Here is a 23,296-nt window from a genome sequence, read left to right on the forward strand (position 1 = left end):
ATTGGCAAAACCGCCGCACAACCCGATTGCCGCCGCAGAGATGACACTCCTGACATTCCGCTTCGCGCCCAGCCCCAATGGCGACCTGCATCTCGGCCACGCCTATTCGGCGCTGCTCAACCGGAAGCTGGCGGCACGGGGGGACGGCCGCCTGCTGCTGCGCATCGAGGATATCGACACGACGCGCTGCACGCCGCAATTCGAGGCCGGCGTGCTTGCCGACCTGGAATGGCTGGGGCTTGGCTGGGAAGAGCCGGTGCGCCGCCAATCCGAGCATTTCGCCGAATACCAGGCGGTGCTCGAGCGGCTGGTCCGGGAGGAACTCGTCTATCCCGCCTTCATGAGCCGTGGCGAGATCCGCGCCTTCATCGCCGACAGTGAAAAGCGTGGGCGCGACTGGCCGCGCGATCCCGATGGCGTGCCGCTCTACCCCGCCGCTGACAAGGCGCTGCCAGTCAAGGAACGCCAGCGGCGGATCGCCGGGAATGCGCCCTTCGCCTGGCGGCTGGATGTCGATGCCGCCTTGGCGCGTGTCGGCAAGGACCTGTCTTGGACCGAATTCGCCGACGAGACGCTTTCCGCGACACGCTCGATCGAAGCCCGTCCGCAGGACTGGGGCGACGTGATCGTGGCGCGCCGCGATATCCCGACCAGCTACCACCTCGCCGTCGTCATGGACGATGCCCTGCAAGGTGTCAGCCACGTCGTGCGCGGACAAGATCTGTTTTCCGCCACCGGCGTGCAGCGCCTGCTGCAGCAACTCCTGGGACTGCCGCAACCCGCCTATTTCCATCATCGCCTCATCCTCGGGCCCGACGGGCGAAAACTGTCGAAGAGCCTGGGCGATACCGGCCTTGCCGCCTTGCGCCATGCCGGCGCATCGCCTGACGACATCAGGCGAATGGTCGGGCTTTGAGCCCGGTGAGACCAAGAAGCCACCCCAGATGGGCCGGCGTTGAATTCCGGTGATCTATGGATCAACCGTTTCGCTTTGCGCGCCGGGGTGAACGGGATTAGAGCATCGCCACGGCAATTCTCTCCAGTGCGGCGGACTCCGGAACATGCACAGCATCAAGCGGTTCATTCCCGCCACCTTCGTCGTTCTGTGGGCGACCGGCTTCATTGGCGCGCGCTACGCCATGCCATGGGCGGAGCCGTTCACCTTCCTCGCCGCGCGGTTCGTCATCGCCGCCATCCTGCTGGCCGTCCTGATGCTTGTATTGGGTTCGAAAAAAGCCACCCGCGAGGAGGCGCTGCATGCCACCGGCGCGGGCATCCTGATGCATGGCGTCTATCTCGGCGCTGTGTTCTGGGCCATCCACAGGGGCATGCCGGCCGGCTTTTCGGCCCTCATCGTCGGCCTGCAGCCGCTGATCACGGCGGTGCTGGCCGGCAAATTCCTCGGCGAGGCGATCCTGCCGCGTCACTGGCTTGGCCTTGGCATCGGCCTCATCGGTATCGTCATCGTGCTGTGGCCGAAGCTCGGCGCGCTCGGCGGCGGCGTGACCGCGGCGACATTGACCGCCTCGCTGGTTTCGGTGCTCGGCATGAGCGCCGGCACCATCTGGCAGAAGCGCTTTGCCTCCGGCGGCGACCTCGTCGCGGCGACCATGTGGCAATATGTCGGCGGTGGCTCGCTGATGCTCGTCGCCTCCCTTGCCTTCGAAACCCACACGGTCGTCATCAATGGCGAACTCATCTTCGCCATGGCCTGGCTGGTGCTGGTGCTGTCGCTCGGCGCCATCTTCCTGCTGATGGTGATGATCCGCGACGGCGAGATGTCGAAGGTGGCCTCGCTGTTCTACCTGGTGCCGGCGGTGACGGCGATCATCGCCTGGGCCCTGTTCGACGAGCAGCTCAACGCACTTCAGATTGCCGGCATGGCGATCACGACATTCGGCGTCGGCCTGGCAACGGCGCGGCAGGCCAAGGGAAGAACTGTGGAATTGAGGAATTGTGGAATTGAGGAATTGAGGAATTGAGGAATTGAGGAATTGAGGAAGAAGCACAGACAGCGCCGGATATGGCCCGCTTTTTCTCCAATTCTTCAGTTCTTCAATTCCTCAATTCGCCCTGTCATCCCACCCGCGCACGCGCCTCCAGGTAGCGGCTGATCGCGGCATTGAGCTCGCCGCCGAGGATGAAGATCGCAGACACCATGTAGAGGAAGACCACGGCGATCATGATCGAGGCCAGGCCGGCATAGGTCGTCACATAGGACGAGAAGTGGTCGAGATAGGTGGCGAAGATGGTCGAACCGATAAGCCATGCCGCCAGCGTGAAGACGATGCCCGGCACCAGCGACACGAAGCGGCGCTTGCCCGCCGGCAGCCAGAAATGGACGGCAAACAATCCGCCGACAATGACCGCCGAAGCGATGACGTAACGCCATAGCGTAATGGTGCCCATATAGGGCTTGATCCAGTCGATATGGGCTTCGGCGAGCCGCGCCAGCAGCGGCGCGAACACCAGGAGCACGCTGATCGCCAGGAAACCGGCTGTGGCGATGAGCACGAAGATGATGCTCTGCACCCGGCGGTAGATGATGCCGCGCGTTTCCGAGACGCGGTAGGCGCGGTTGAGCGACGTGCGCAGCGCCTCGATGCCGTTCGAGGCAAAATAGGCCGCAAGCACCACACCATAGGTCAAAAGGTCGGTGCGCCTGACGGTCAGCACATTGAGCACTTCGCGCGCGATCGGCTTGGCGATCTGTTCGGGCCAGGTGTCGAAGACCAGATGCACGGCCGTGTCGGAGAACGCCTGCGCGCCGAGGAAGCTCGCCAGCGTCGTCGCGAAGATCAGGAACGGGAACAGCGCCATCAGCGAGGTGATCGCCAGATGGCTGGCCATCGCCCAGCCGTCATCGGTGTTGAAATGACCAAGTGCGTCGTAGAGGACCCGCTTGAGGGCTACGATCTTCCGCAACAAGAACCGCGCCCTCCAATTGTCTCCACGCCGGGAATATGGGAAGGGATTGCGGCAAATGGCAACCCTTGGCGAAACCACGAACGGTCCGGCGCAGAAGTTGCGCTCGATTATCATCACCGGTGCGTCTTCGGGAATAGGCGCGTACTGCGCCCGCGCGTTGAAGGCGGAAGGCTGGCGGGTGTTCGCAACGGCGCGCAAGCCACAGGATATCGCCGCGCTCGAAGCCGATGGCATCGAGGCCTTCTATCTCGATTATTGCGAGCCGGACTCCATCGCCGCGCTGGTGACGGCGGTGCTCGACCGCACCGGCGGCCGGCTCGACGCCCTGTTCAACAACGGCGCGTATGCGCAGCCGGGCGCCGTCGAGGATCTGCCCGTTGCCGCGCTCAAGCAGCAGTTCGAGGCGAATTTCTTCGGCTGGCATGATTTGACCCGCCGGCTGGTGCCGGTGATGCGCCGCCAGGGTCAGGGCCGCATCGTCCACTGCTCCTCGATCCTTGGCCTCGTGCCGGTGCGCTTTCGCGGCGCCTATTCGGCGTCGAAGCACGCACTGGAGGCCTTGATGCTCTGCCAGCGCCAGGAACTGGCCGGCAGCGGCGTCCACGTTTCGCTGATCGAGCCGGGGCCGGTGAAGTCGAAGATCGCCAGCAATGGCCTCATTTGGTTTCTCAGCAACATCGACCACGAGAATTCCGTGCACCGCGTGGACTATGCGGCGCAACTCGAGCGACTGCGGGCCGGCGGCAGCCAATCGGCCTTGAAGCCAGGGCCGGAAGTGGTTCATGCGGCGCTGCGCCATGCACTTCTGTCGCGGCGCCCACGCCCGCACTATGTGGTAACAGTGCCCGCCAGGATCGGCGCGGTGCTCAGACGCATCCTGCCGGCATCGATGCTTTACCGCCTGATGGCCAAACGCGCCTGAACGCCAACCAACTGGAACGAAGCAATGGCAACCGTCTTCAACATTCTCGCCATTCTGGTCATGGTCGCCGTTGCGGTCGTGCTTGTTCGCGGCCTCATCAACATGATGCGCGGCGGCTCCGGCGTCACCTCGAACAAGCTGATGCAGGCGCGAGTCATGCTGCAGGCCGTGGCGCTGGTGCTGATCCTGCTGGCGGTGTATTTCACCCGCAAGTGAGGATGCCGGCGGCCGGGGAGGCGAAATGGTCAAGCTCAACAAGATCTACACCCGCACCGGCGATGATGGCACCACGGGTCTCGGCACCGGCGAGAGGCGGCTGAAATCCGATCTGCGGGTAGAGGCCTACGGCACGGTCGACGAGGCCAATGCCTGCATCGGCATCGCCAGGGTCCACACGGCCGCGGCCCATCCCGCGATCGACGCCATGCTGTCCCGCATCCAGAACGATCTGTTCGATCTCGGCGCCGATCTCGCCGTACCCGACGACGGCAAGCCGCTCGGCTATGAGCCGCTTCGCATCGTCGCCGTGCAGACCGACCGGGTCGAAAAGGACATCGACCTTCTCAACAAGGAGCTTCAGCCGCTCAAATCCTTCGTGCTCAATGGCGGCACAGCGGCGGCGGCGGCACTTCACCTTGCCCGCACCGTGGCAAGGCGAGCCGAAAGGCTGATGGTCGCACTGGCCCAGGACCCGAACGAGCACGTCAACCGCGACGGTCTGAAATACATCAACCGCGTCTCGGATTTCCTGTTTGTCGCCGCCCGGGCGGTCAATGACAACGGAAACGCCGACGTGCTATGGGTTCCCGGCAAGAACCGCTGATTGTCGAAAGCGGAAGAGGGCCTGGGGCATGTTCATCCCGCTTTACGACACCAACAGGCTGCGCCATATCCGCCTGCAATATGTGACCATCGGGCTGATCGTGGTCAACGCCCTGGTCTACCTCGCCACCGCGCTCGGCGGCGAGAGTTTCTCCAATGCCGCCGTGCTTGGTCTCGGCTTCATCCCGTCGGTCGTCCATGACACCGCCGAGCTCGATCCCCGTTTTATCGTCATCCCCGAAAGCCTGAGCTATCTCACCTATTCCTTCCTGCATGCCGACATCTTCCACCTCGGCGGCAACATGCTGTTCCTGTGGGTGTTCGGCGACAATGTCGAGGACGCGCTCGGTCACATCCGCTACCTCATCTTCTACCTGTTGTGCGCGATCGCCGGCGCCGCCTTCCAGGGCCTCGTCGCCTGGGACTCGCAGGTGCCGCTGATCGGTGCCTCGGGCGCCATCGCCGGCGTGGTCGTCGCCTATCTGATCCTTTATCCCAGGGTGAAGGTCTGGGTGTTGGCCTTCGCCCGCATCCCGCTGCGCATTCCGGCCTTCATCCCGCTCATCCTGTGGGTCCTTTTCCAGGTGGTGATGTTTGCCGCCGGCGGCGAGGATCAGATCTCCTGGGCCTGCCATATCGGCGGCATCATCGCCGGCGCCGTTCTGGTGCTTGTCTTGCGTAGCCGCGGCGTGCCGCTGTTTGCCGGCGCCGACGAAGACGTCGCGCCCGCCGCGCCCGACCAGCCGCCGGTTGCCACGGAACCGCTGATCCCCGATCAACCCGCCGCGACACCGCGCTGGGGACGCGGAAACGCTTCCAGTTCGGACTGAACCGATTTGAGCCACTTGCAGCGTATTGACGTGCAGGGTTGCCGCAACTACGGAAACGTCTCCGCCGCAACCTAAGGCGGGCAAAGACCAGAATTTCCATCCGGCCAGAATTTCCACCTGGAATGTCGGCTTTCGACAACTCAGAACGGGCGCAGGCTGTTATAGCGCGCCCAATTAGCGTGAAGAGGTGACAGGCAAATGAAGATCCTTGTGCCCGTGAAGCGGGTTGTGGATGCGAACGTCAAGGTTCGCGTGAAGGCTGATGGTTCGGCGGTGGAGCTCGCCAACGTCAAGATGGCGATGAACCCGTTCGACGAGATCGCGGTTGAAGAGGCGATCCGGCTGAAGGAAGCTGGCAAGGCGGAAGAAATCATCGTCGTCTCGATCGGCCCGCAGCAGGCGCAGGAAACCCTGCGCACGGCGCTCGCCATGGGCGCCGACCGCGCCATCCTGGTCAAGACCGACGAACAGACCGAGCCGCTCGGCGTCGCCAAGGTGCTGAAGGGCGTCGTCGACGCCGAGCAGCCCGGCCTCGTCATCCTCGGCAAGCAGGCGATCGACGACGATTCCAACCAGACCGGCCAGATGCTGGCGGCACTGTTGGGCTGGGCGCAGGGCACCTTCGCCTCCAAGATCGTGCTCGACGGCGACAAGGCCAAGGTGACGCGCGAAGTCGATGGTGGCCTGCAGACGGTGGAACTGAAGATGCCGGTGATCGTCACCGCCGACCTTCGCCTCAACCAGCCGCGCTATGCCTCGCTGCCCAACATCATGAAGGCCAAGAAGAAGCAGCTCGACGAGAAGAGCCCGGCCGACTACGGCGCCGACGTCAAGCCGCGGCTGAAGGTCATCAAGACCGAAGAGCCGAGCGGCCGCAAGGCAGGCGTCAAGGTCAAGAGCGTCGCTGAGCTGGTCGACAAGCTGAAGAACGAAGCCGGCGTGCTGTAAGGAAATCCGATGAGGCCGGCCTGCAAACGGCTGGCTTCTCCGCTTCCGGTGCTCACGTACAGAAGTACGCTCCGCTCCGGTTCTCGAAACCAACCGTTTTCGACTCGGCCTGACCGGATTTCAGGGAGCCGCGAAGACGAAAGTCAGGAATATCATCAATGGCTATTCTTCTGATTGCAGAACACGACAACGCAACCCTTTCCGACCAGACCGCCAAGGCGCTGTCGGCCGCGCTGCAGATCGGCTCGGACGTGCATGTGCTGGTTGCCGGCAAGGGCGCCAAGCCGGCAGCCGACGCTGCCGCCAAGCTGAAGGGCGTGAGCAAGGTGCTGTTGGCCGAGGCCGACGAGCTTGCCGAGCGCCTGGCCGAACCGACGGCAGCGCTCATTGTGTCGCTGGCGGGCGCCTACGACACCATCATCGCGCCGGCGACCTCGTCGGGCAAGAATGTCGCGCCGCGCGTGGCTGCGCTCCTCGATGTCGCGCAGGTGTCCGAGATCATCGAAGTCGTATCGCCCGACACCTTCAAGCGGCCGATCTATGCCGGCAACGCCATCCAGACGGTGCAGTCGAGCGACGCCAAGAAGGTGATCACCGTGCGCACCGCCTCCTTCCAGGCAGCCCCCGAGGGCGGCTCGGCAGCCGTCGAGACCGTCAAGGCCGCGGCCAATCCGGGCCTCTCCACCTTCATCGAGAACAAGCTTTCCGAGACCGACCGTCCGGAGTTGACCTCGGCCAAGATCATCATCTCGGGCGGCCGCGCGCTGGGCTCCTCGGAGAAATTCCAGGAGGTCATCCTGCCGGTTGCCGACAAGCTCGGCGCCGCGGTCGGCGCTTCCCGCGCCGCCGTCGATGCCGGCTATGCGCCGAACGATTGGCAGGTCGGCCAGACCGGCAAGGTGGTTGCCCCCGATCTCTACATCGCGGTCGGCATCTCCGGCGCCATCCAGCACCTTGCCGGCATGAAGGATTCCAAGGTCATCGTCGCCATCAACAAGGACGAGGAGGCGCCGATTTTCCAGGTTGCCGACTACGGCCTCGTCGGGGACCTGTTCGTCATCCTGCCGGAACTGCAAAAGGCGCTTTGACGCTTTCTGCCAAAGCGTATTAAATGGTGAGGGTGGGGTAGACGAAGTCGCCCCGCCCTTTTAGTTTGCACCGCACAAAAAGCAGGCCGCAAAGGCTGAAAGCAATCCAGCAAAGTGCGCAGCGGTTTTGCGTCCGGGATTGCGGTAAAATAAAAGGTGGAGCGCTTTCGCAGTTCAAGCGGAAGGGTTCAGGACGGGATCGGTGTAATGAGCAAGATCGAGACGATCGGCATCATCGGCGCGGGCCAGATGGGTGGCGGCATCGCCCATGTCTCCGCGCTTTCAGGCTACAAGGTATTGATCTACGATATCTCGCCCGACCGCATCGAGAAGGGCATCGCCACGATCAGCGGCAACATGGCCCGCCAGGTGGGGTCCGGCAAGCTCGACGAGAAGGTGCGCAACGATGCGATGGGCCGCATTTCGGCCGCGCCCGCGATGGCCGATCTTGCGGGTGCTGACCTGGTGATCGAGGCGGCGACCGAGGACGAGACGGTCAAGCGCAAGATCTACGCCCAGCTTTGTCCGCAGCTCAATCCCGAAGCCATCCTGGCGACCAACACCTCGTCGATCTCAATCACGCGGCTTGCCGCGCAGACCGACCGGCCCGAGCGGTTCATCGGCATACATTTCATGAACCCGGTGCCGCTGATGAAGCTGGTCGAACTGGTGCGCGGCATCGCCACCGAGGACCAGACCTTCGAGGCAGCCAAGACCTATGTGAAGCAGCTCGACAAGACGATCACGGTCTCGGAGGATTTTCCTGCCTTCATCGTCAACCGCATCCTGCTGCCGATGATCAACGAGGCGATCTACACGCTCTATGAGGGTGTCGGCTCGGTCGACGCCATCGACACGGCCATGCGGCTCGGCGCCAACCATCCGATGGGGCCGCTGCAGCTGGCTGACTTCATCGGGCTCGATACCTGCCTGTCGATCATGCAGGTGCTGCATGACGGCCTGTCGGACTCCAAGTACCGCCCTTGCCCGCTCCTGGTGAAGTATGTCGAGGCCGGCTGGCTCGGCCGCAAGACCGGGCGCGGCTTCTACGACTATCGCGGCGAGCATCCCGTCCCGACGCGCTGAGCGGATCGTCGGCGCAAATCAGGGACAAGCCTTTCGGTTCAACGGCCACGGGTCTATCAGGAGGCCACCGCCAGTGGCTCTGTCCGGCCATCCACGATCTGTGCGTCGGGCGCCACGGAGACACAGCCACGGCCCGCCGCCTTGGCGGCATAGCAAGCCGCATCGGCCCTGGCGATGATCTCGTCGACCTCGCCACAATTGGCATTGATCGCAGCCAACCCGATGCTGGCGCCGATCACGTGAGGACGGCCGTCCCAGGTGAAGTCTAGCCCGCCGATCGCATCGATGATGGAGCGCGCCGCGATCTTGGCGCCGGCTGCCGAACCCGATTTCAAAACGACCGCGAATTCGTCGCCGCCGAGGCGAGCGACGATGTCGTCTGGACCAAGCACGCCGCGAATAGCCACGGCGACCCGCTTCAGCAGCGCGTCTCCCGCCGCGTGACCACCCGTGTCGTTGACCAGTTTGAAGTGGTCGAGGTCGATGAACATGAACTGATGTCCGGCGCCTCCGACCGACCTTGTCGTGTCGCCGACCGACCGTGTCGTGTCGGCGGTGCCGTCCTTGCGCGCCTGGCCGACGAGGTCCTCCATGGCGCGGATGAAGCTGGAGCGGTTGGCAAGGCCGGTCAGCGCATCGTGTGCCGCGGCGTGGGCGAGCTGGCGCTGCAGCGCGCGCGCATCGGTAAAGTCCTGGAAGACGATGACCAGCCCGCAGAATTCGTTGCGGTCGTTGACGATCGGCGACACCACCTGGCGAATGCTGCAGCGCGTGTCATCGCGCCGGATGAGGACGGCGCGGCTGTTCTGGTCGGCGGGCGCATGAACGCCAACCGCGGGCCGGGTCACGCCGATCCTGTGCCCCGTCTCCTCATCGACCGCCCAGTAGACATGGCCAAGCATCTTGCCGAGAGCCTCGCCGCCGGCAATCCCGGTCAGCTTTTCGGCGACCGGGTTCATGAAGGTGATCCGGTTTGCGGCATCGGTGCAGATCACGGCATCGCCGATCGATTGCAGCGTCACCCTCAGCCGCTCCTTTTCATCGGCAAGCATTGCCGCCGACACGGTGAGGCGCTCTTCGGCCTCCTTGCGGCGGGTGATGTCGGTCAAGCTGCCGATGGCCCTGATCAGCCGTCCATCCTCATCACGTTCGATGGCCTTGCCGCGGTCGAGGATCCACACCCAGTGGCCATCCTTGTGGCGCATCCTGAACTCGGCCTCAAAGAACGGTGTCTTGCCCTCGAGATGAGCGCGATCCGCTTCGGCGACAGTCTCGCGATCATCAGGATGGATCATCGTCAGCCAGCGGTCGGTGTCGCCATCGAGCTCGCCATCCGCATAGCCCAGCATCTTGACCCAGGTCGAGGAATAGGTCGTGCCGCCCTTGCGCATGTCGAGGTCCCAGACGCCCTGGCCGGCGCCGGCGAGCGCGAAATTCCAACGCGTTTCCGCTTCGGCAATGCGCGCCTCGGCCTGCTTGCGAGCGTCGATGTTTTCGATTTGCGAGACGAGATAGAGCGGGCGGCCGCTGGTCTCATCGCGAATGACCGAACCGGCAAGATGGGCCCAGACAGGCGTTCCGTCCTTGCGGAGATAGCGCTTCTCGAAATGGAAGGAATTGACCGTGCCCGCCTTCAGATCGTCCATCGTCTCCCGCCCGATCTGCTGGTCGTCGGGATGCGTGATCTGGAAGAAAGTCAGCGCCTCGATCTCTTCGCTTGTGTAGCCAAGCATGGCCGCGAAGGCCGGATTGGTCTGGCGGATGCGCCCATCGAGACCGACAACGACGATACCGATCGCTGAATCCTCCATGGCGCGGCGGAAGCGCAGCTCGCTCTCGGCGATCTGTTGGCGATCCATGCTGATCCTGCGGGTGGACAGGGCGGCGAGGAACAGCGCGCCCGCCGCCACTGCCATCGCGATCTGCAGGCAGAGTTTCAAGGCTTCGGTGCCCAGGTCCAGGCGCGACAGCAGGATCGAGGCCGCCAGCACGCCCAGGCCGGCGACGAGCAACGCCAGCCCTGCACGCCCAAGAGATTCTCGGCTGGTCAATCCTCGCCACATCACGATACGTGCCACCCCCGTGCGCAAACGCATGTTCTCGCCTCAACCTTGGCGGATCGATTTTAAGGAAAGGTTGCGTCAGGCATTCCGGTGCCATCGCTAACCGGCAAACAATTGCCGGCATGATTAAGGATCGGTATGCGCGAGCGGGCTAGCGTGGCGCAACGCTACCAGCGCACGAAAAACCGTCCGCCGAGCGCGCCAAGCAATGCGAGCGCTGCAATGGCTATCGTGTACCAGGTGGCGACGAAAAGCGGCGAATCGTCGAAGCAGTGGGCGGCATAGAAGGTTGCCGCCAGCCCGCCGGCGAGCAGGCCTGCCACCGCACCGGCAAGCACCGGCCGTGTCGGCGCCCCGTAGCGCAGCATCCACAGGAAGATGGCAAGCGGACCGAGGCCGATCAGCGGGATGAAAGCCATGCAGATCATCATGTTGGAGCCGACCATTTTGGTTCCCCACAGCGCCTCCGGCACCATGAAAAGCTCCAGAACCACCGCCACGGCTACCAGCACTGGCGCCGCAGCCATCCCAACCATCGCCCGGCCCGTCGACGCACCCGGTGTCGACAAGGCGCGGATCAGGGCGAAGGCGCTGACGGCAAGCACGATGGTGAAAACGAATTTGGAAAGGAAGCGCATCGTGTGCGCGGCCGCCATGAAATCCGGGCGTGGGCCGATGGTCAGCAGGAAAACGACGGCCGCGATCACCGCTGCCGCACCGGCGGCCAGCCACCAGGCCGATTGCAGCGGCATCGCCTTGCTGGTTGCATCGGCGTCCAGCGCCTTGATGAGATCGTCCGTTCTCATGTCATTCCCGCCCGAACCGCCCCTGCCCGAATCGCTTGGCTATCGCGGCAAGTCCGCGATGCAGCGACACCCGCACCGCCGTCTCACTGATGCCGAACTTTGCCGCCGTCTCGCCGATGGACCGCCCTTCCACCGACACGGCCGAGACCACGGAGCGCTGAGCCGGCGACAGACCGTCCAATGCACGGTTGATGTCGCGCTCGCTGACGGTCTCGGTTTCCGGCTCGGCGAACGTCTCGGCGATATCGTCGACGTCGATCTCGATGCGCCGTCCGCGCCGCCTGAACGCATCGATCAGCTTGAAGCGGGCAATCGCATAGACCCACGGCAACACCGGCGCATCCTGACGCCAGGTATGCCGTTTCACATGAATGGCCAGCAAGGTTTCCTGCACGACATCCTCGGGATCGACCCCGCCCTGCACGATCTTGCGCCTGGCAAAACCGCGAACCAGCGCGGCAATCCGGTGCAGAAAGTCGGCGTAAGCCCTTTCATCTCCCGCGATCGCGGCCCGCATCAGCCGGGAAAGTTCGGCCTCGTCCTTGCCGCTCACAAGAGTTCACTCCCCGATTTTCGCGTCTCGGCGCTGATTTGTTACGTGGCCGGCGAAATAATGTCCAAGCCAAACTGTCGGCAAATCACGAAAGTTTGCGGCACCGCCGAACCGTGAGCATCACGCGGAATTGTCCGTTCGGCACCCACCTTTGCACGTCAGCGACCGATTGAAGCACACCAACAATGTTGACTATAGCTGTCATGTATCGATAGGTGCAGCCGTGACAGACCTAGGACCCCCGAAATCGAGGACAATGCCATGAAATACGCTCTTTCCACCCTCGCCGGCGCCGCCGCGCTGGCAATCAGCCTCATCGCCGGTCCGGCAAAGGCGGAAGAGGATGGCATCATTGTCTACAACGCCCAGCACGAAAGCCTGACCAAGGCGTGGGCCGAAGGCTTCACCAAGGAAACAGGCATCAAGGTCACCGTGCGCAATGGCGGCGACAGCGATTTCTCCAACCAGATCGTCGCCGAGGGCGCTGCTTCGCCCGCAGACGTCTTCCTGACCGAAAACTCACCGGCCATGGCGCTGGTCGAAAGCGCCGGCCTGTTCGCGCCGGTCGACGCGGACACGCTGGCACAGGTTCCCCAGGACTATCAGCCGGCCAGCGGCAAATGGGTCGGCGTTGCCGCGCGCAGCACGGTCTTTGCCTATAACAAGACCAAGCTGACTGCCGACCAGTTGCCCAAGTCGATGCTGGACCTCGCCGATCCGAGCTGGAAAGGCCGTTGGGCCGCCTCCCCGTCGGGCGCTGATTTCCAGGCCATCGTCAGCGCCCTGCTCCAGCTCAAAGGTGAAGCCGCTACCGCCGACTGGCTGAAGGCGATGAAAACCAATTTCACCGCCTACAAGGGCAACAGCACGGTGATGAAGGCGGTCAATGCCGGCGAGATCGAAGGCGGCGTGATCTATCACTATTACTATTTCGGCGATCAGGCCAAGACCGGCGAAAACAGCAAGAATGTCGCGCTGCACTATTTCAAGAACCAGGATCCGGGCGCCTTCGTCTCGATCTCCGGCGGCGGTGTGCTGGCTTCGAGCAAGCATCCGAAGGAAGCCCAGGCGTTCCTGAAATGGCTGACAGGCAAAGGCGGTCAGGACGTGCTGAAAACCGGCGATTCCTTCGAGTACGCGGTCGGCAAGGGTGCGGACTCCAACCCGAAGCTGGTGCCGCTCGCCGATCTGCAGGCGCCGAAGGTCGATGCCACGACGCTGAACTCCAAGAAGGTCACCGATCTGATGACGGCAGCCGGCTTGCTTTAGTTGCCATTCGTCCTAAAAGGACACCCGACCACGCTCCCGCGGGAATTCGCCTTCCGCGGGAGTGATTTTGTTTTTCGAGATGGCATTCGTCGATGACGACACGCTGTGTTCCCGACCGCGATCGCGGTCTTTCAATTGCTGCCGCTGGACGGCAACGGCACGGCGTCTGACCTGATGCAGTCCGCGGTCGATCTCGCGCATTCGGGCCTGCCTTCGGGCACAGGCCGAAGGGCTCGGCGACGCGCACCGCTTTGGCTGGTCCTCGCCGCCATCTTCGTTGCGCTGCTGGCGCTGGTGCCGCTTGCCTTCATCATCTGGATCGCGGTGCAGACCGGCTGGGAAACAGTCTCGGCACTGGTCTTCCGGCCGCGTGTCGGCGAGCTTCTGGTCAACACTGTCCTGCTGGTCGCGCTCTCGGTGCCGATCACCATCGTGCTGTCGGTTTCGCTGGCCTGGTTGACCGAGCGCAGCGACCTGCCGGGCGCCCGGCTCTGGGCCTGGCTGTGCGTGGCGCCGCTCGCCATCCCGGCTTTTGTGCACAGCTATGCCTGGGTCACCATGGTGCCGGGACTACACGGCCTGTGGGCCGGCGTGCTGGTTTCCGTGATCGCCTATTTCCCGTTCCTGTATCTGCCGGTGTCGGCGGCGTTGCGCCGTCTCGATCCCGCCCTGGAAGACGCCGCCGCCGCACTCGGCCTTGGGCCCCGGCGCGTGTTCTGGCGGGTCGTGCTGCCGCAATTGCGGCTCGCCATCTGCGGCGGCTCGCTGCTGGTCGGCCTGCATCTGCTGGCCGAGTACGGCCTCTATGTCTTCATCCGCTTCGACACCTTCACCACGGCGATCGTCGACCAGTTCCAGTCGACCTTCAATGGACCGGCCGCCAACATGCTGGCCGGCGTGCTGGTCAGCTGCTGCTTCGTGCTGCTCGGCCTCGAAGTGCTGGTGCGCGGCGAGGAGCGCTATGCCCGTGTCGGCTCCGGCGCGGCGCGCCATCAGCAACGCACAAGCCTCGGACGCGCCACCCTGCCTAGCCTGCTCTTGCTAGTCGTCATCACGCTTTTGGCGCTCGGCGTGCCGTTCGTCACCATTGGCGGCTGGCTTGCCGCCGGCGGCTCCGCTGTCTGGCGCTTGGACGAGATCGGCCTGGCGCTTGGCCAGACGCTGTTCCTGGCGCTCGCCGGCGCGTTGCTCGCCACCGTCGCCGCCATGCCGATGGCCTGGATCTCGATCCGCGCGCCGGGGCCATTGCAGCGTCTTCTGGAGGGCTGCAACTACATCGTCGGCTCGCTGCCCGGGGTCGTCATCGCACTGGCGCTGGTCACTATCACCGTACGCATCGCGCTGCCGCTCTACCAGACCTTGTTCACCATCCTGGTTGCCTATGCGCTGATGTTCCTGCCGCGCGCGCTGGTCAGCCTGCGGGCATCGATCGCGCAGGCGCCGGTCGAGCTCGAACGCGCCGCTTCCAGCCTCGGCCGGCCGCCGCTGCAGGCGCTGTGGTCGACGACGATCCGCCTGTCGGCGCCGGGTGCCGCGGCCGGCATGGCCCTGGTGGCGCTCGGCATCATGAACGAACTGACCGCCACCCAGATGCTGGCGCCCAACGGCACCCGCACGCTGGCGATGGCTTTCTGGTCCTACAGTGGCGAGATTGATTATGCCTCGGCGGCACCCTACGCCTTCATCATGGTGGCGATGTCGCTGCCCTTGACCTGGCTGCTCTATGTCCAGTCGAAACGGATGGCCGGACGATGAGCTTTCTCGAAATCAGCGGCCTGCACAAGCAATACGGTCCCGTGGCGGCCCTTGCCGGCGTCGACCTGAGCGTCGCCAGCGGCAGCCGGACGGCGATCGTCGGTCCTTCCGGTTGCGGCAAGACGACCCTGCTGCGGCTGATTGCCGGCTTCGAGGCTCCGGACCAGGGCCACATCACGCTCGACGGTGCCATATTGGCCAACGGCGGCGCTGCGGTGCCGGCATATCGCCGAGGCATCGGTGTGGTGGCGCAGGATGGTGCCCTGTTTCCGCATCTGACCATTGGCGACAATATCGGTTTCGGCATGGGCCGCGGCGAGGACAAGCGCGCTGAGCGCATCGTCGAGCTCGCCTACATCGTCGGGCTCGACAAGGCGATCCTCAAACGCCGCCCGCACGAGCTTTCCGGCGGCCAGCAGCAGCGTGTGGCGCTGGCCCGGGCCATGGCGATGAAGCCCAGGCTGATGCTTCTCGACGAGCCGTTCTCGGCGCTCGATACCGGCCTGCGCGCCTCGATGCGCAAGGCGGTGGCCGAACTTCTGGAGGCCGCCGGCATCACCACCATCCTGGTGACGCACGACCAGGCCGAAGCGCTGTCCTTCGCCAGCCAGGTCGCGGTGATGCGCGACGGCAAGTTCTCGCAAATCGGCACGCCGCGCGAGCTCTATCTCAAGCCGAAGGACAGGATGATCGCCGAATTCCTCGGCGACGCCATCATCCTGCCGGCCAAGATATCAAATGGCTTCGCCAACTCGCCGCTCGGCCGCATCGCGGTCGACACCCATGACAGCCGCGATATCGCCCGCATCATGCTTCGCCCGGAGCAGATCGCGCTGAAGAGAACGTCGCGCGAGGGTATGTCCGGCACCTCGGACATGCTGTTCGGCGAGGTGACGGAATCCGAATTCGCCGGCTCGATGTGCACGGTCGCGGTGCGGCTCTTGAACAATGCCGATCCGCCCGATGCGGCAGCGATCGGCAACACGCCGCTGGTCCTGCGCAAACCGGGCATGGACGCGCCGGCGGTCGGCGAGATCGTCCGGCTGACTGTATCGGGAAAGGCGCATGTCTTCGCCTGAACGCCGCGTGGGTGGAGCGTAGGCATATCTTTCTGATTAGCCGACGCGCTTTCCGGCCTGATCGAACCAGTGCAGCTTTTCTGCCTTGGCAACCACGCGCAATTGGTTGCCAACCGTGGCGGTGGCGCGACCCGCGACCCGCACGACGATCCTGCTGCCACCTGCAGCACAGTGAAGGAAACTTTCGGCGCCTACCGGTTCGACTGCCTCGACCAGCGCCGGCAGAATGAGCGCGCCGGACGGTGCCTCGGCTCCGAAGGTGACGTCGGCATCCTCGGGGCGGAAGCCGAGCGTGACGGCGTTCGCAGGCGCAAATTCAATCGTCTTGCCATCAGCCAGCGCCGGACCAGCCGGGCCTTGCGAAAGGGGCAGGAGATTCATCGGCGGCGCGCCAATGAAGGAAGCGACGAAGGTCGAGGCCGGCCTTTCGTAGACGTCGAGCGGCGCCCCCATTTGCTCGACCAGTCCGGCATTCATGACGACGAGGATGTCGGCCAACGTCATCGCCTCGAGCTGGTCATGTGTGACATAGACCGACGTGACGCCAAGCGAGCGCTGCAGGTTCTTTATCTCGACGCGCATCTGGCCACGCAATTTGGCATCGAGATTGGAAAGCGGCTCGTCGAAAAGGAAAACCCTCGGATTGCGCACAATGGCACGACCCATGGCGACACGCTGGCGCTGGCCGCCGGAAAGCTCGCGCGGGCGGCGGTCGAGCAGCGCCGAAAGTTCCAGTATTTTCGCCGTCGCGCGGACCCGGCTGTCGATCTCATCTTTCGGCGTGCCGCGGTTGCGCAGCCCATAGGCCATGTTGTCGTAGACTTTCATATGCGGATAGAGCGCGTAGTTCTGGAACACCATGGCGATGTCACGCTCGGTCGGACCGGTTGAGTTTACGATCTTGCCGTCGATCGCAACTGTTCCCGAGGAGATGGTTTCAAGCCCGGCGATCATTCTGAGCAGCGTGGACTTGCCGCAACCCGACGGGCCGACCAGCACGCAAAGCTCCTTGTCGGGAACCGCGATTGAAACGCCCTTCACGGCCTCGAAACCGCTGGGGTAGACCTTCTTCACATCCTTCAGATCGACGGTCGCCATCAGCTTCTCACTTTTCGGAATCGACCAGGCCGCGAACGAACCAGCGTTGCATCAGCACCACGACCAGGATCGGCGGCACGATGGCCAGCATCGCTGTAACCATGACCAGGTGCCATTGCGTATCGGCATCGGCGAAGGAGACCATCTTTCTGAGCGCGATGACGATCGTGTTCATGTTGCTGCTGTTGGTGACGAGCAACGGCCACAGATACTGTGTCCAGCCATAAATGAAGAGGATGACGAACAGCGCCGCGATATTTGTCCGCGACAGCGGCAACAGGATGTCGAAGAAGAAGCGCCACGGCCCCGCACCGTCGACCCGCGCCGCCTCAACCAATTCGCCAGGAATCGTCATGAAGAACTGGCGGAACAGCAGCGTGGCGGTGGCCGAGGCGATCAGCGGGATGATCAGGCCCGCATAAGTGTCGATCATGCCGAGATCGACCATCACCTTGTAGGTTGGCAGGATGCGCACCTCGACGGGGAGCATCAGGGTGATGAAGATCAGCCAGAAGAAGGTCATGCGCAGCGGAAAGCGGAAGAACACGATCGCATAGGCAGACAGGATCGAGATGAATATCTTTCCCACCGCGATGCCGAGCGCCATGATCGTCGTGTTGAGCAGCAGCCTGCCGACGCTGACGCCGCCGATGCGGCCGACACCGCCGAACAATGCCTCGCTGTAATTGTTCCAGAACTGATCGCCGGGCAGGAGCGGCAATGGCGGCCTGAGGATCGTTTGCAGCGTCTGCGTCGAGGCAACGAACGTGTAGTAGATCGGGAAGGCGACGATCAATATGCCGAGGATCAGCATGGCGTGGGCGATGACGGTGCGGAGCGGTGACTGGCCGATCATCGCTCGCCCTCAGCCGTAATGGACTTTGCGTTCCACATAGCGGAACTGGATGGCGGTGAGCGAGATGACGATGACCATCAGGATAACCGACTGCGCCGCCGAGTCACCGAGGATCAGATTGACGAAGCCGTCATTGTAGACCTTGTAGACCAGCGTCTCAGTCGTCTTGCCCGGACCGCCCCCGGTGACGGCATGGACGATGCCGAACGTGTCGAACAGGGCATAGACGGTGTTGACGACCAGCAGGAAGAAGGTCGTCGGCGCAAGCAGCGGGAAGACGATGGTCCAGAATCGCTTGGTCTCGCCGGCGCCGTCCATGGCCGCCGCCTCGATCAAGGCTTTCGGCACCGCCTGCAGGCCGGCGACGAAGAACAGGAAATTGTAGCTTATCTGCTTCCAGGCAGCGGCGGACACCAGCAGGATCATGGCGTGGGTGCCATTGAGCAGTGGATCCCAGGCGATGCCGAAACTCCTCAGCATGTAGGCCAGCGACCCGATCGAAGGGTTGAAGAGGAACAGCCACAGCATACCGGCAATCGCCGGCGCCACCGCGTAGGGCCAGATCAAGAGCGTGCGGTAGAGACCTTTGCCGCGCACCACCTTCTCTGCCATGACCGCAAGCAGGAGCGCCACGCACATGGCGACGATAGCGGTCGCAAGGGAAAACACCACCGTGACCTTGATCGAGTTCAGGTAGGCCGGATCGGCAAGCACTTTCCTGAAATTGGCGAACCAGACGAACTTGGTCCTCAGCCCGAACGGATCCTGCCTGAGCATGGATTGGTAGAACGCCTGACCGGCCGGCCAGTAGAAAAAAACGAGCGTGATGGCCAGTTGCGGCGCCACAAGCAGGTAGGGAAGGACCTTGTTGGGGAACACGACGCGAGGGGTCACGGAGCCACTCCGAGGTGATGAGGCGGGCGGCACCATGCGGCACCCCTCTCCGCCAAGATGGCTTTGATGAGCGTCTCGGACTGGGCATCATCGACCATTGGCGAAATCGCAAGGCACGGCAAAACTCCCCTCACCGAGGGGAGATGCCCGGCGGGACAGGTAGGTGCGCCGTAGAGCAAGGACCTGCGCTCGCTCTAATTCCCCAGCGCTTCCTTGATCGCGGCATTGCCACGCGTAACCGCATTGTCGAGCGCCTGCTGCGCGGTCTGCTGGCCGGCGAGCATCTTCTCGAACTCCTCGTTCTGGATATCGCGCACCTGCGGCAGATTCGGCAGACGTACGCCCTTGGAATTGTCGGTCGGCGTCTTACCCGTCATCTGCAGGATCGGGGTCTCGCGGCCGACATTCTTGTCATAGAAACCGGACTTCTTGGTCGCTTCATAAGCCGCCAGCGTTACCGGCAGATAACCCGACTTCTGGTGCAGGTATTCTTGCACCTCGGTCTTCGACAGGTAGGCGAAGAAGGCCGCGACGCCCTTGTATTCCTCATCGGATTTGTCCGCGAAAACCCACAGGCTGGCGCCACCCGGCGTCGTGTTCTGCGGCGCACCCTTGGCGTCGCTGTCATACGGCAATTGGCCAATGCCGTAATTCATGCCGGACTTGACGATATCGCCAAGCCCGCCGGACGATTCGGTCATGATCCCGCATTCGCCCGCAAGGAAGATCTGCTTGGCTTCGGAGGTGCGGCCGCCATATTTGAAGGTGCCGTCCTTGGCGAGGTCCGCCAGCGCCTGGAAATGGTTGACGAAAATCGGCGCGTTGATCTTGAGCTCGACATCGCCGCCGGCCAGACCGTTCTGCTGGGTGGCCCATGACACGTCATTCCAGGCCGCGAAATTCTCCAGATGTATCCAGGTCAGCCAGGTCGAGGTGTAGCCGCAGGCGGCCGCGCCGCTCGCCTTGATCTTCTTGGCGTCTTCCCACACTTCATTCCAGGTCTTGGGTGGGCTATCGACGTCGAGACCAGCCTTCTTGAAGATATCCTTGTTGTAATAAAGGATCGGCGAGGAGGAGTTGTAGGGGAAGGAGAGCATGGTGCCGTCCGGCTTCGAATAATAGCCGACTATGCCTGGCAGATACTGGCTCTTGTCGAAGGTCATTCCAGCGCTGGTCAACAGATCGGCTGCGGGCTTGATGGCACCTTCGGCCGCCATCATCACGCCGGTGCCGACGTCGAACACCTGGATGATGTCTGGCGCCTGGCCCGCGCGGTAGGCGGCAATGCCGGCATTCAGCGTCTCGGGATACGTGCCTTTGAACACCGGAACGAGCTCATAGTCGCTCTGGCTGGCATTGAAATCTTTGGAGATCTTGTCGACGACTTCGGCATTGGCGCCAGTCATGGCGTGCCACCAACTGATCTGCGTGACGGCAAAAGCGGAGGTTGAGGAAAGCGTCATAAAGGTAGCGGCAACACCGGCCGCGAAGCCGAAGGACTTCATGTTTCATCTCCCGTTTGTCATTGGCGAAAGGGGGCACTCCCGCGAAGGCAATATGTGTCGCTCATGACAATCAGACAACGGTTTTGTTGCAGATCGACGAACTTCACCCTTTACCTGACGCAACGCTCGCCTCCGCTTGGAGGCATGGAGAGCGATGCGGTTAGCCGGCTTAGCGCGACGACAAGCGCGCCAGGAACCACCGTCGGGACCGTCAAGCTGGCTTTCGGCGTGTCAGCCCTGATTGCAGCCGCAGCAACCCGAAGAGACACGCCAAGGTTGCAGCCGACTTTATCGATCCCTCAACGGCAACGCGCTACTCAATCCTGCTGCCCTGTTTATTTCCAAAGCTCAGGTGAAATAAATGCTGACGGTCTACAATTGTATCGTCAACGAACATGATCTGAGACTGGTCGCACTCGCCGCGCTGATCTGCGGAATTTCCTGCTTCTCTGCTGTCAACCTGCTTCAGCACATAAGCCGTTCCACAGATCGGAACCGGCTTGCCTGGCTGATGATCGCGGCCACTTCGACCGGCTTTGGCATCTGGGCAACGCACTTCATCGCCATGCTCGCATTCACACCGGGCATACCCAGTGCTTATGATCCGGCACTCTCCGTGCTTTCGCTCGCTGCTTCGGTCACTTTGACGGCAGCCGGCATGTGGATCGCCACCTTGCGGGATGAGTTCGACTATCATCTCGTCGGCGGCGCCGTGCTGGGCGGCGGTATCGCAGCCATGCACTACATCGGCATGGCGGCGTTCGAGGTTCAGGGCCGTATCGAGTGGAACCTCTTGCTTGTCGCCGTTTCCCTGCTGGCCGGCGTAACGCTCGCGGCGCTGGCGCTGCGTGTCGTGCAGCGCCGCCCCTCCTTGAAGGCGACATCCGGCGGCGCGGTGCTGCTGACGCTGGCGATCTGCATCCTGCATTTCATCGGTATGGGTGCCGTCTCGATCTTCCCCGATCCCTCGATCGTCATATCCGAATACACGATCGAGCCGACCTCGCAGGCTTTCGCCGCCGCCGCCGCCACACTGGTGATCCTGGTTCTGTCGGCATCGGCGCTGTGGATCGATTTGCGCTTCCGTCGCCAGAAGCTCGAGGTCGACCGCATGCACGGCCTGGCCAATGCCGCCGTGGAGGGGCTGATCGTCTGCGACGGCAACCGCATCATCAGTGCCAATGACAGCATTGCGGCACTGACGGGCATAGCAACAGCGACCCTGAACGGAATGCAGCTTGGCGATCTCTTCGGATCCGATGTGTCGGGCTTCGGCGAACAGCCGCAGGAGGCCGAATTGAGCGGTCGCGATGGCACGAGCATTCCTGTCGAGCTGATCGCCAGGAGCATCGACTACTGTGGCAAACCGCACAACGTGGTCGCGGTCCGCGACATTCGCGAGCGCAAGAAGGCGGAACAGGAGATCCTGCGGCTTGCCCATTTCGATCCCTTGACCGGACTGGCCAATCGCCGCAGCTTTTCCGGCCGGCTGGAGACGGAAATCGCTGCGATGGTCCGGACCAGGAAAGGCGGCCAGCTTGCGCTTCTGCTGCTTGATCTCGACCGGTTCAAGGAGGTCAACGACCTGTATGGGCACGGCGCAGGCGACGCCATGCTGCAGAAGGTTGCGCAGTGCGCGACCGGTATCCTTCGTCCAGGGCAGATGGTGGCGCGGCTGGGCGGCGATGAGTTCGCCATCATCGCGCCGAACCTGGCCGACCCGTTGGAGGCGGGCCGTATCGCCAACGCGGTGCTGACCGCCATGCGCGAGGAAAACCGGCTCTCGGTCGGCGGCGGCCTTGTGTCGGCAAGCATCGGCATTGCGCTGTATCCGTCGGATGCCGAAAACCAGGCCAGCCTGATAAGCCACGCCGATACGGCACTCTACCGGGCCAAGACCGAAGGCAAGGACACTTACCGTTATTTCGAAGCATCGATGGGGGCCGAGGCCCGCGACAAGCGCGTCATGGAGCACGAACTGCGCCAGGCGGTCGCACGCCAGGAGTTCTATCTCGTCTACCAGCCGCAGAAAGAGATCAGCAGCGGAAAGATGGTCGGCTTCGAAGCGTTGGTCCGCTGGCGGCATCCGACGCGCGGCGACGTGTCGCCGGCCATATTCATCCCGGTGGCCGAAGACAGCGGCGCCATTGGCCAGATTGGCGAATGGGTGCTGACGGCTGCCTGCGAGGAAGCCGCCCGCTGGGAAAATCCGCTGACAGTGGCCGTCAACGTTTCGGCGGTGCAGCTCCACAACACGAATTTCAGCCGCAAGGTCCACGAAACATTGCTGAATTCCGGCCTGGCGCCCGGCAGGCTCGAGCTTGAGATCACCGAGACGGCGCTTGTCAAGGACATGCCGCGGGCGCTGGCCACCTTGCGGCAGGTCAAGGCGCTGGGCGTGCGCGTGGCCATGGACGATTTTGGAACCGGCTATTCCTCGCTCTCCAACCTCCGCGCCTTCCCCTTCGACAAGATCAAGATCGATGGCTCCTTCATCAAGTCGGTCGACAAGAACGGCCAGGTCGCGGCGATCGTGCGCGCCGTCCTGGGACTTGGACGTGGTCTCGGCCTGCCGGTTCTGGCGGAGGGGGTCGAGACGCTCGGCGAACTGAAATTCCTGGACGCCGAAGCCTGCGAGATCGGCCAGGGCTATTATATCGGCAGGCCAGCTCTCATCGAAGAATTCGGCGATCTGACCGGTGTCGTCACACCCGCTGTCGGCAGCAAACCCGCTACCTTGCGCGACAGAAGCGTTCTGGCCTTCGCACCGGCACCTGCGCTAGCCACACGCTAG

At 63.3% G+C, this 23,296-nt stretch carries 21 protein-coding genes; 13 read left to right on the top strand and 8 right to left on the bottom strand.

Annotated elements, in window-relative coordinates; all coding sequences use genetic code 11:
- Nucleotides 1–40: 40 nt before the first annotated feature.
- Together gluQRS and LB559_RS15200 are read left to right on the top strand one after the other, a co-directional pair.
- The gene (gene gluQRS / locus LB559_RS15195; RefSeq protein ID WP_224620177.1) at nt 41–916 is read left to right on the top strand and encodes a tRNA glutamyl-Q(34) synthetase GluQRS; all 876 of its coding nucleotides are present in this window, start codon (nt 41–43) and stop codon (nt 914–916) included.
- A 145-nt stretch (nt 917–1,061) separates the two neighbouring features.
- Nucleotides 1,062–1,982, top strand: a complete 921-nt coding sequence (locus LB559_RS15200; protein WP_224674417.1) for a DMT family transporter — start codon at nt 1,062–1,064, stop codon at nt 1,980–1,982.
- A gap of 94 nt (nt 1,983–2,076) precedes the next feature.
- Here the strand turns inward: LB559_RS15200 and LB559_RS15205 are convergent, their stop codons facing one another.
- Entirely contained in the window at nt 2,077–2,928 is an 852-nt protein-coding gene (locus tag LB559_RS15205; protein ID WP_013529430.1) for a YihY/virulence factor BrkB family protein, read from the bottom strand.
- A 55-nt stretch (nt 2,929–2,983) separates the two neighbouring features.
- Between LB559_RS15205 and LB559_RS15210 the strand changes: the two genes are divergently transcribed.
- From LB559_RS15210 to LB559_RS15240, 7 genes are all read left to right on the top strand, one after another.
- Nucleotides 2,984–3,850 carry an SDR family oxidoreductase gene (locus LB559_RS15210; protein WP_127365830.1) on the top strand — a complete coding sequence of 289 codons (867 nt, stop codon included), beginning with the start codon at nt 2,984–2,986 and terminating at the stop codon, nt 3,848–3,850.
- Nucleotides 3,851–3,874: 24 nt separating this feature from the next.
- Nucleotides 3,875–4,066, top strand: a complete 192-nt coding sequence (locus LB559_RS15215; protein WP_013529428.1) for a twin transmembrane helix small protein — start codon at nt 3,875–3,877, stop codon at nt 4,064–4,066.
- A 25-nt stretch (nt 4,067–4,091) separates the two neighbouring features.
- Nucleotides 4,092–4,673, top strand: coding sequence for a cob(I)yrinic acid a,c-diamide adenosyltransferase (locus LB559_RS15220; RefSeq protein ID WP_013529427.1), 582 nt, complete (start codon nt 4,092–4,094; stop codon nt 4,671–4,673).
- A gap of 28 nt (nt 4,674–4,701) precedes the next feature.
- Nucleotides 4,702–5,502, top strand: coding sequence for a rhomboid family intramembrane serine protease (locus tag LB559_RS15225; protein ID WP_024503780.1), 801 nt, complete (start codon nt 4,702–4,704; stop codon nt 5,500–5,502).
- A gap of 198 nt (nt 5,503–5,700) precedes the next feature.
- Nucleotides 5,701–6,450 carry an electron transfer flavoprotein subunit beta/FixA family protein gene (locus LB559_RS15230; RefSeq protein ID WP_013529425.1) on the top strand — a complete coding sequence of 250 codons (750 nt, stop codon included), beginning with the start codon at nt 5,701–5,703 and terminating at the stop codon, nt 6,448–6,450.
- 158 nt (nt 6,451–6,608) lie between these two features.
- On the top strand, nt 6,609–7,538 hold the full coding sequence (locus tag LB559_RS15235) for an electron transfer flavoprotein subunit alpha/FixB family protein (RefSeq protein ID WP_024503779.1): 930 nt from the start codon (nt 6,609–6,611) through the stop codon (nt 7,536–7,538).
- Nucleotides 7,539–7,745: 207 nt separating this feature from the next.
- Nucleotides 7,746–8,624 carry a 3-hydroxybutyryl-CoA dehydrogenase gene (locus tag LB559_RS15240; protein WP_013529423.1) on the top strand — a complete coding sequence of 293 codons (879 nt, stop codon included), beginning with the start codon at nt 7,746–7,748 and terminating at the stop codon, nt 8,622–8,624.
- Between the two features lie 56 nt (nt 8,625–8,680).
- Here the strand turns inward: LB559_RS15240 and LB559_RS15245 are convergent, their stop codons facing one another.
- The 3 genes from LB559_RS15245 to LB559_RS15255 form a co-directional block, all read right to left on the bottom strand.
- On the bottom strand, nt 8,681–10,720 hold the full coding sequence (locus tag LB559_RS15245; protein WP_224674418.1) for a PAS domain S-box protein: 2,040 nt from the start codon (nt 10,718–10,720) through the stop codon (nt 8,681–8,683).
- A gap of 134 nt (nt 10,721–10,854) precedes the next feature.
- Complete coding sequence (locus tag LB559_RS15250; protein WP_013529421.1) at nt 10,855–11,493, bottom strand: NrsF family protein; 639 nt, start codon at nt 11,491–11,493, stop codon at nt 10,855–10,857.
- Nucleotide 11,494: 1 nt separating this feature from the next.
- Nucleotides 11,495–12,046: a sigma-70 family RNA polymerase sigma factor gene (locus LB559_RS15255; RefSeq protein WP_013529420.1), complete on the bottom strand. Its 552-nt coding sequence runs from the start codon at nt 12,044–12,046 to the stop codon at nt 11,495–11,497.
- A gap of 261 nt (nt 12,047–12,307) precedes the next feature.
- Between LB559_RS15255 and LB559_RS15260 the strand changes: the two genes are divergently transcribed.
- The 3 genes from LB559_RS15260 (at nt 12,308) to LB559_RS15270 (ending at nt 16,149) form a co-directional block, all read left to right on the top strand.
- Entirely contained in the window at nt 12,308–13,315 is a 1,008-nt protein-coding gene (locus tag LB559_RS15260; protein ID WP_013529419.1) for an iron ABC transporter substrate-binding protein, read from the top strand.
- A 174-nt stretch (nt 13,316–13,489) separates the two neighbouring features.
- Nucleotides 13,490–15,070: an ABC transporter permease gene (locus LB559_RS15265; RefSeq protein WP_024503777.1), complete on the top strand. Its 1,581-nt coding sequence runs from the start codon at nt 13,490–13,492 to the stop codon at nt 15,068–15,070.
- Nucleotides 15,067–16,149: an ABC transporter ATP-binding protein gene (locus LB559_RS15270; protein WP_013529417.1), complete on the top strand. Its 1,083-nt coding sequence runs from the start codon at nt 15,067–15,069 to the stop codon at nt 16,147–16,149. The genes LB559_RS15265 and LB559_RS15270 overlap by 4 nt, the downstream gene beginning before the upstream one ends.
- A gap of 36 nt (nt 16,150–16,185) precedes the next feature.
- On the opposite strand, the gene LB559_RS15275 is transcribed toward LB559_RS15270, so the two are convergent.
- The 4 genes from LB559_RS15275 to ugpB form a co-directional block, all read right to left on the bottom strand.
- Nucleotides 16,186–17,247 carry a sn-glycerol-3-phosphate import ATP-binding protein UgpC gene (locus tag LB559_RS15275; RefSeq protein WP_013529416.1) on the bottom strand — a complete coding sequence of 354 codons (1,062 nt, stop codon included), beginning with the start codon at nt 17,245–17,247 and terminating at the stop codon, nt 16,186–16,188.
- Between the two features lie 7 nt (nt 17,248–17,254).
- Nucleotides 17,255–18,103, bottom strand: coding sequence for a sn-glycerol-3-phosphate ABC transporter permease UgpE (ugpE, locus tag LB559_RS15280; protein ID WP_013529415.1), 849 nt, complete (start codon nt 18,101–18,103; stop codon nt 17,255–17,257).
- A 9-nt stretch (nt 18,104–18,112) separates the two neighbouring features.
- Entirely contained in the window at nt 18,113–19,033 is a 921-nt protein-coding gene (gene ugpA / locus LB559_RS15285; RefSeq protein WP_224620169.1) for a sn-glycerol-3-phosphate ABC transporter permease UgpA, read from the bottom strand.
- A 158-nt stretch (nt 19,034–19,191) separates the two neighbouring features.
- Entirely contained in the window at nt 19,192–20,502 is a 1,311-nt protein-coding gene (gene ugpB / locus LB559_RS15290) for a sn-glycerol-3-phosphate ABC transporter substrate-binding protein UgpB (RefSeq protein ID WP_224674419.1), read from the bottom strand.
- A gap of 361 nt (nt 20,503–20,863) precedes the next feature.
- On the opposite strand from ugpB, the gene LB559_RS15295 reads away from it, so the two are divergent.
- Complete coding sequence (locus tag LB559_RS15295; RefSeq protein WP_224674420.1) at nt 20,864–23,296, top strand: EAL domain-containing protein; 2,433 nt, start codon at nt 20,864–20,866, stop codon at nt 23,294–23,296.

It is taken from the genome of Mesorhizobium sp. BR1-1-3, assembly GCF_020165455.1.
GTDB classification, from domain to species: Bacteria; Pseudomonadota; Alphaproteobacteria; order Rhizobiales; family Rhizobiaceae; genus Mesorhizobium; species Mesorhizobium ciceri.

What these genes read in the sequence shown, in the direction of transcription:
- gluQRS (WP_224620177.1), top strand. Translation starts at nt 41, where the DNA reads ATGACACTCCTGACATTCCGCTTCGCGCCCAGCCCCAATGGCGACCTG.
- LB559_RS15200 (WP_224674417.1), top strand. Translation starts at nt 1,062, where the DNA reads ATGCACAGCATCAAGCGGTTCATTCCCGCCACCTTCGTCGTTCTGTGG.
- LB559_RS15210 (WP_127365830.1), top strand. Translation starts at nt 2,984, where the DNA reads ATGGCAACCCTTGGCGAAACCACGAACGGTCCGGCGCAGAAGTTGCGC.
- LB559_RS15215 (WP_013529428.1), top strand. Translation starts at nt 3,875, where the DNA reads ATGGCAACCGTCTTCAACATTCTCGCCATTCTGGTCATGGTCGCCGTT.
- LB559_RS15220 (WP_013529427.1), top strand. Translation starts at nt 4,092, where the DNA reads ATGGTCAAGCTCAACAAGATCTACACCCGCACCGGCGATGATGGCACC.
- LB559_RS15225 (WP_024503780.1), top strand. Translation starts at nt 4,702, where the DNA reads ATGTTCATCCCGCTTTACGACACCAACAGGCTGCGCCATATCCGCCTG.
- LB559_RS15230 (WP_013529425.1), top strand. Translation starts at nt 5,701, where the DNA reads ATGAAGATCCTTGTGCCCGTGAAGCGGGTTGTGGATGCGAACGTCAAG.
- LB559_RS15235 (WP_024503779.1), top strand. Translation starts at nt 6,609, where the DNA reads ATGGCTATTCTTCTGATTGCAGAACACGACAACGCAACCCTTTCCGAC.
- LB559_RS15240 (WP_013529423.1), top strand. Translation starts at nt 7,746, where the DNA reads ATGAGCAAGATCGAGACGATCGGCATCATCGGCGCGGGCCAGATGGGT.
- LB559_RS15245 (WP_224674418.1), bottom strand. Translation starts at nt 10,720, where the DNA reads ATGCGTTTGCGCACGGGGGTGGCACGTATCGTGATGTGGCGAGGATTG.
- LB559_RS15250 (WP_013529421.1), bottom strand. Translation starts at nt 11,493, where the DNA reads ATGAGAACGGACGATCTCATCAAGGCGCTGGACGCCGATGCAACCAGC.
- LB559_RS15260 (WP_013529419.1), top strand. Translation starts at nt 12,308, where the DNA reads ATGAAATACGCTCTTTCCACCCTCGCCGGCGCCGCCGCGCTGGCAATC.
- LB559_RS15265 (WP_024503777.1), top strand. Translation starts at nt 13,490, where the DNA reads ATGCAGTCCGCGGTCGATCTCGCGCATTCGGGCCTGCCTTCGGGCACA.
- LB559_RS15270 (WP_013529417.1), top strand. Translation starts at nt 15,067, where the DNA reads ATGAGCTTTCTCGAAATCAGCGGCCTGCACAAGCAATACGGTCCCGTG.
- LB559_RS15275 (WP_013529416.1), bottom strand. Translation starts at nt 17,247, where the DNA reads ATGGCGACCGTCGATCTGAAGGATGTGAAGAAGGTCTACCCCAGCGGT.
- ugpE (WP_013529415.1), bottom strand. Translation starts at nt 18,103, where the DNA reads ATGATCGGCCAGTCACCGCTCCGCACCGTCATCGCCCACGCCATGCTG.
- ugpA (WP_224620169.1), bottom strand. Translation starts at nt 19,033, where the DNA reads ATGGTGCCGCCCGCCTCATCACCTCGGAGTGGCTCCGTGACCCCTCGC.
- ugpB (WP_224674419.1), bottom strand. Translation starts at nt 20,502, where the DNA reads ATGAAGTCCTTCGGCTTCGCGGCCGGTGTTGCCGCTACCTTTATGACG.
- LB559_RS15295 (WP_224674420.1), top strand. Translation starts at nt 20,864, where the DNA reads ATGCTGACGGTCTACAATTGTATCGTCAACGAACATGATCTGAGACTG.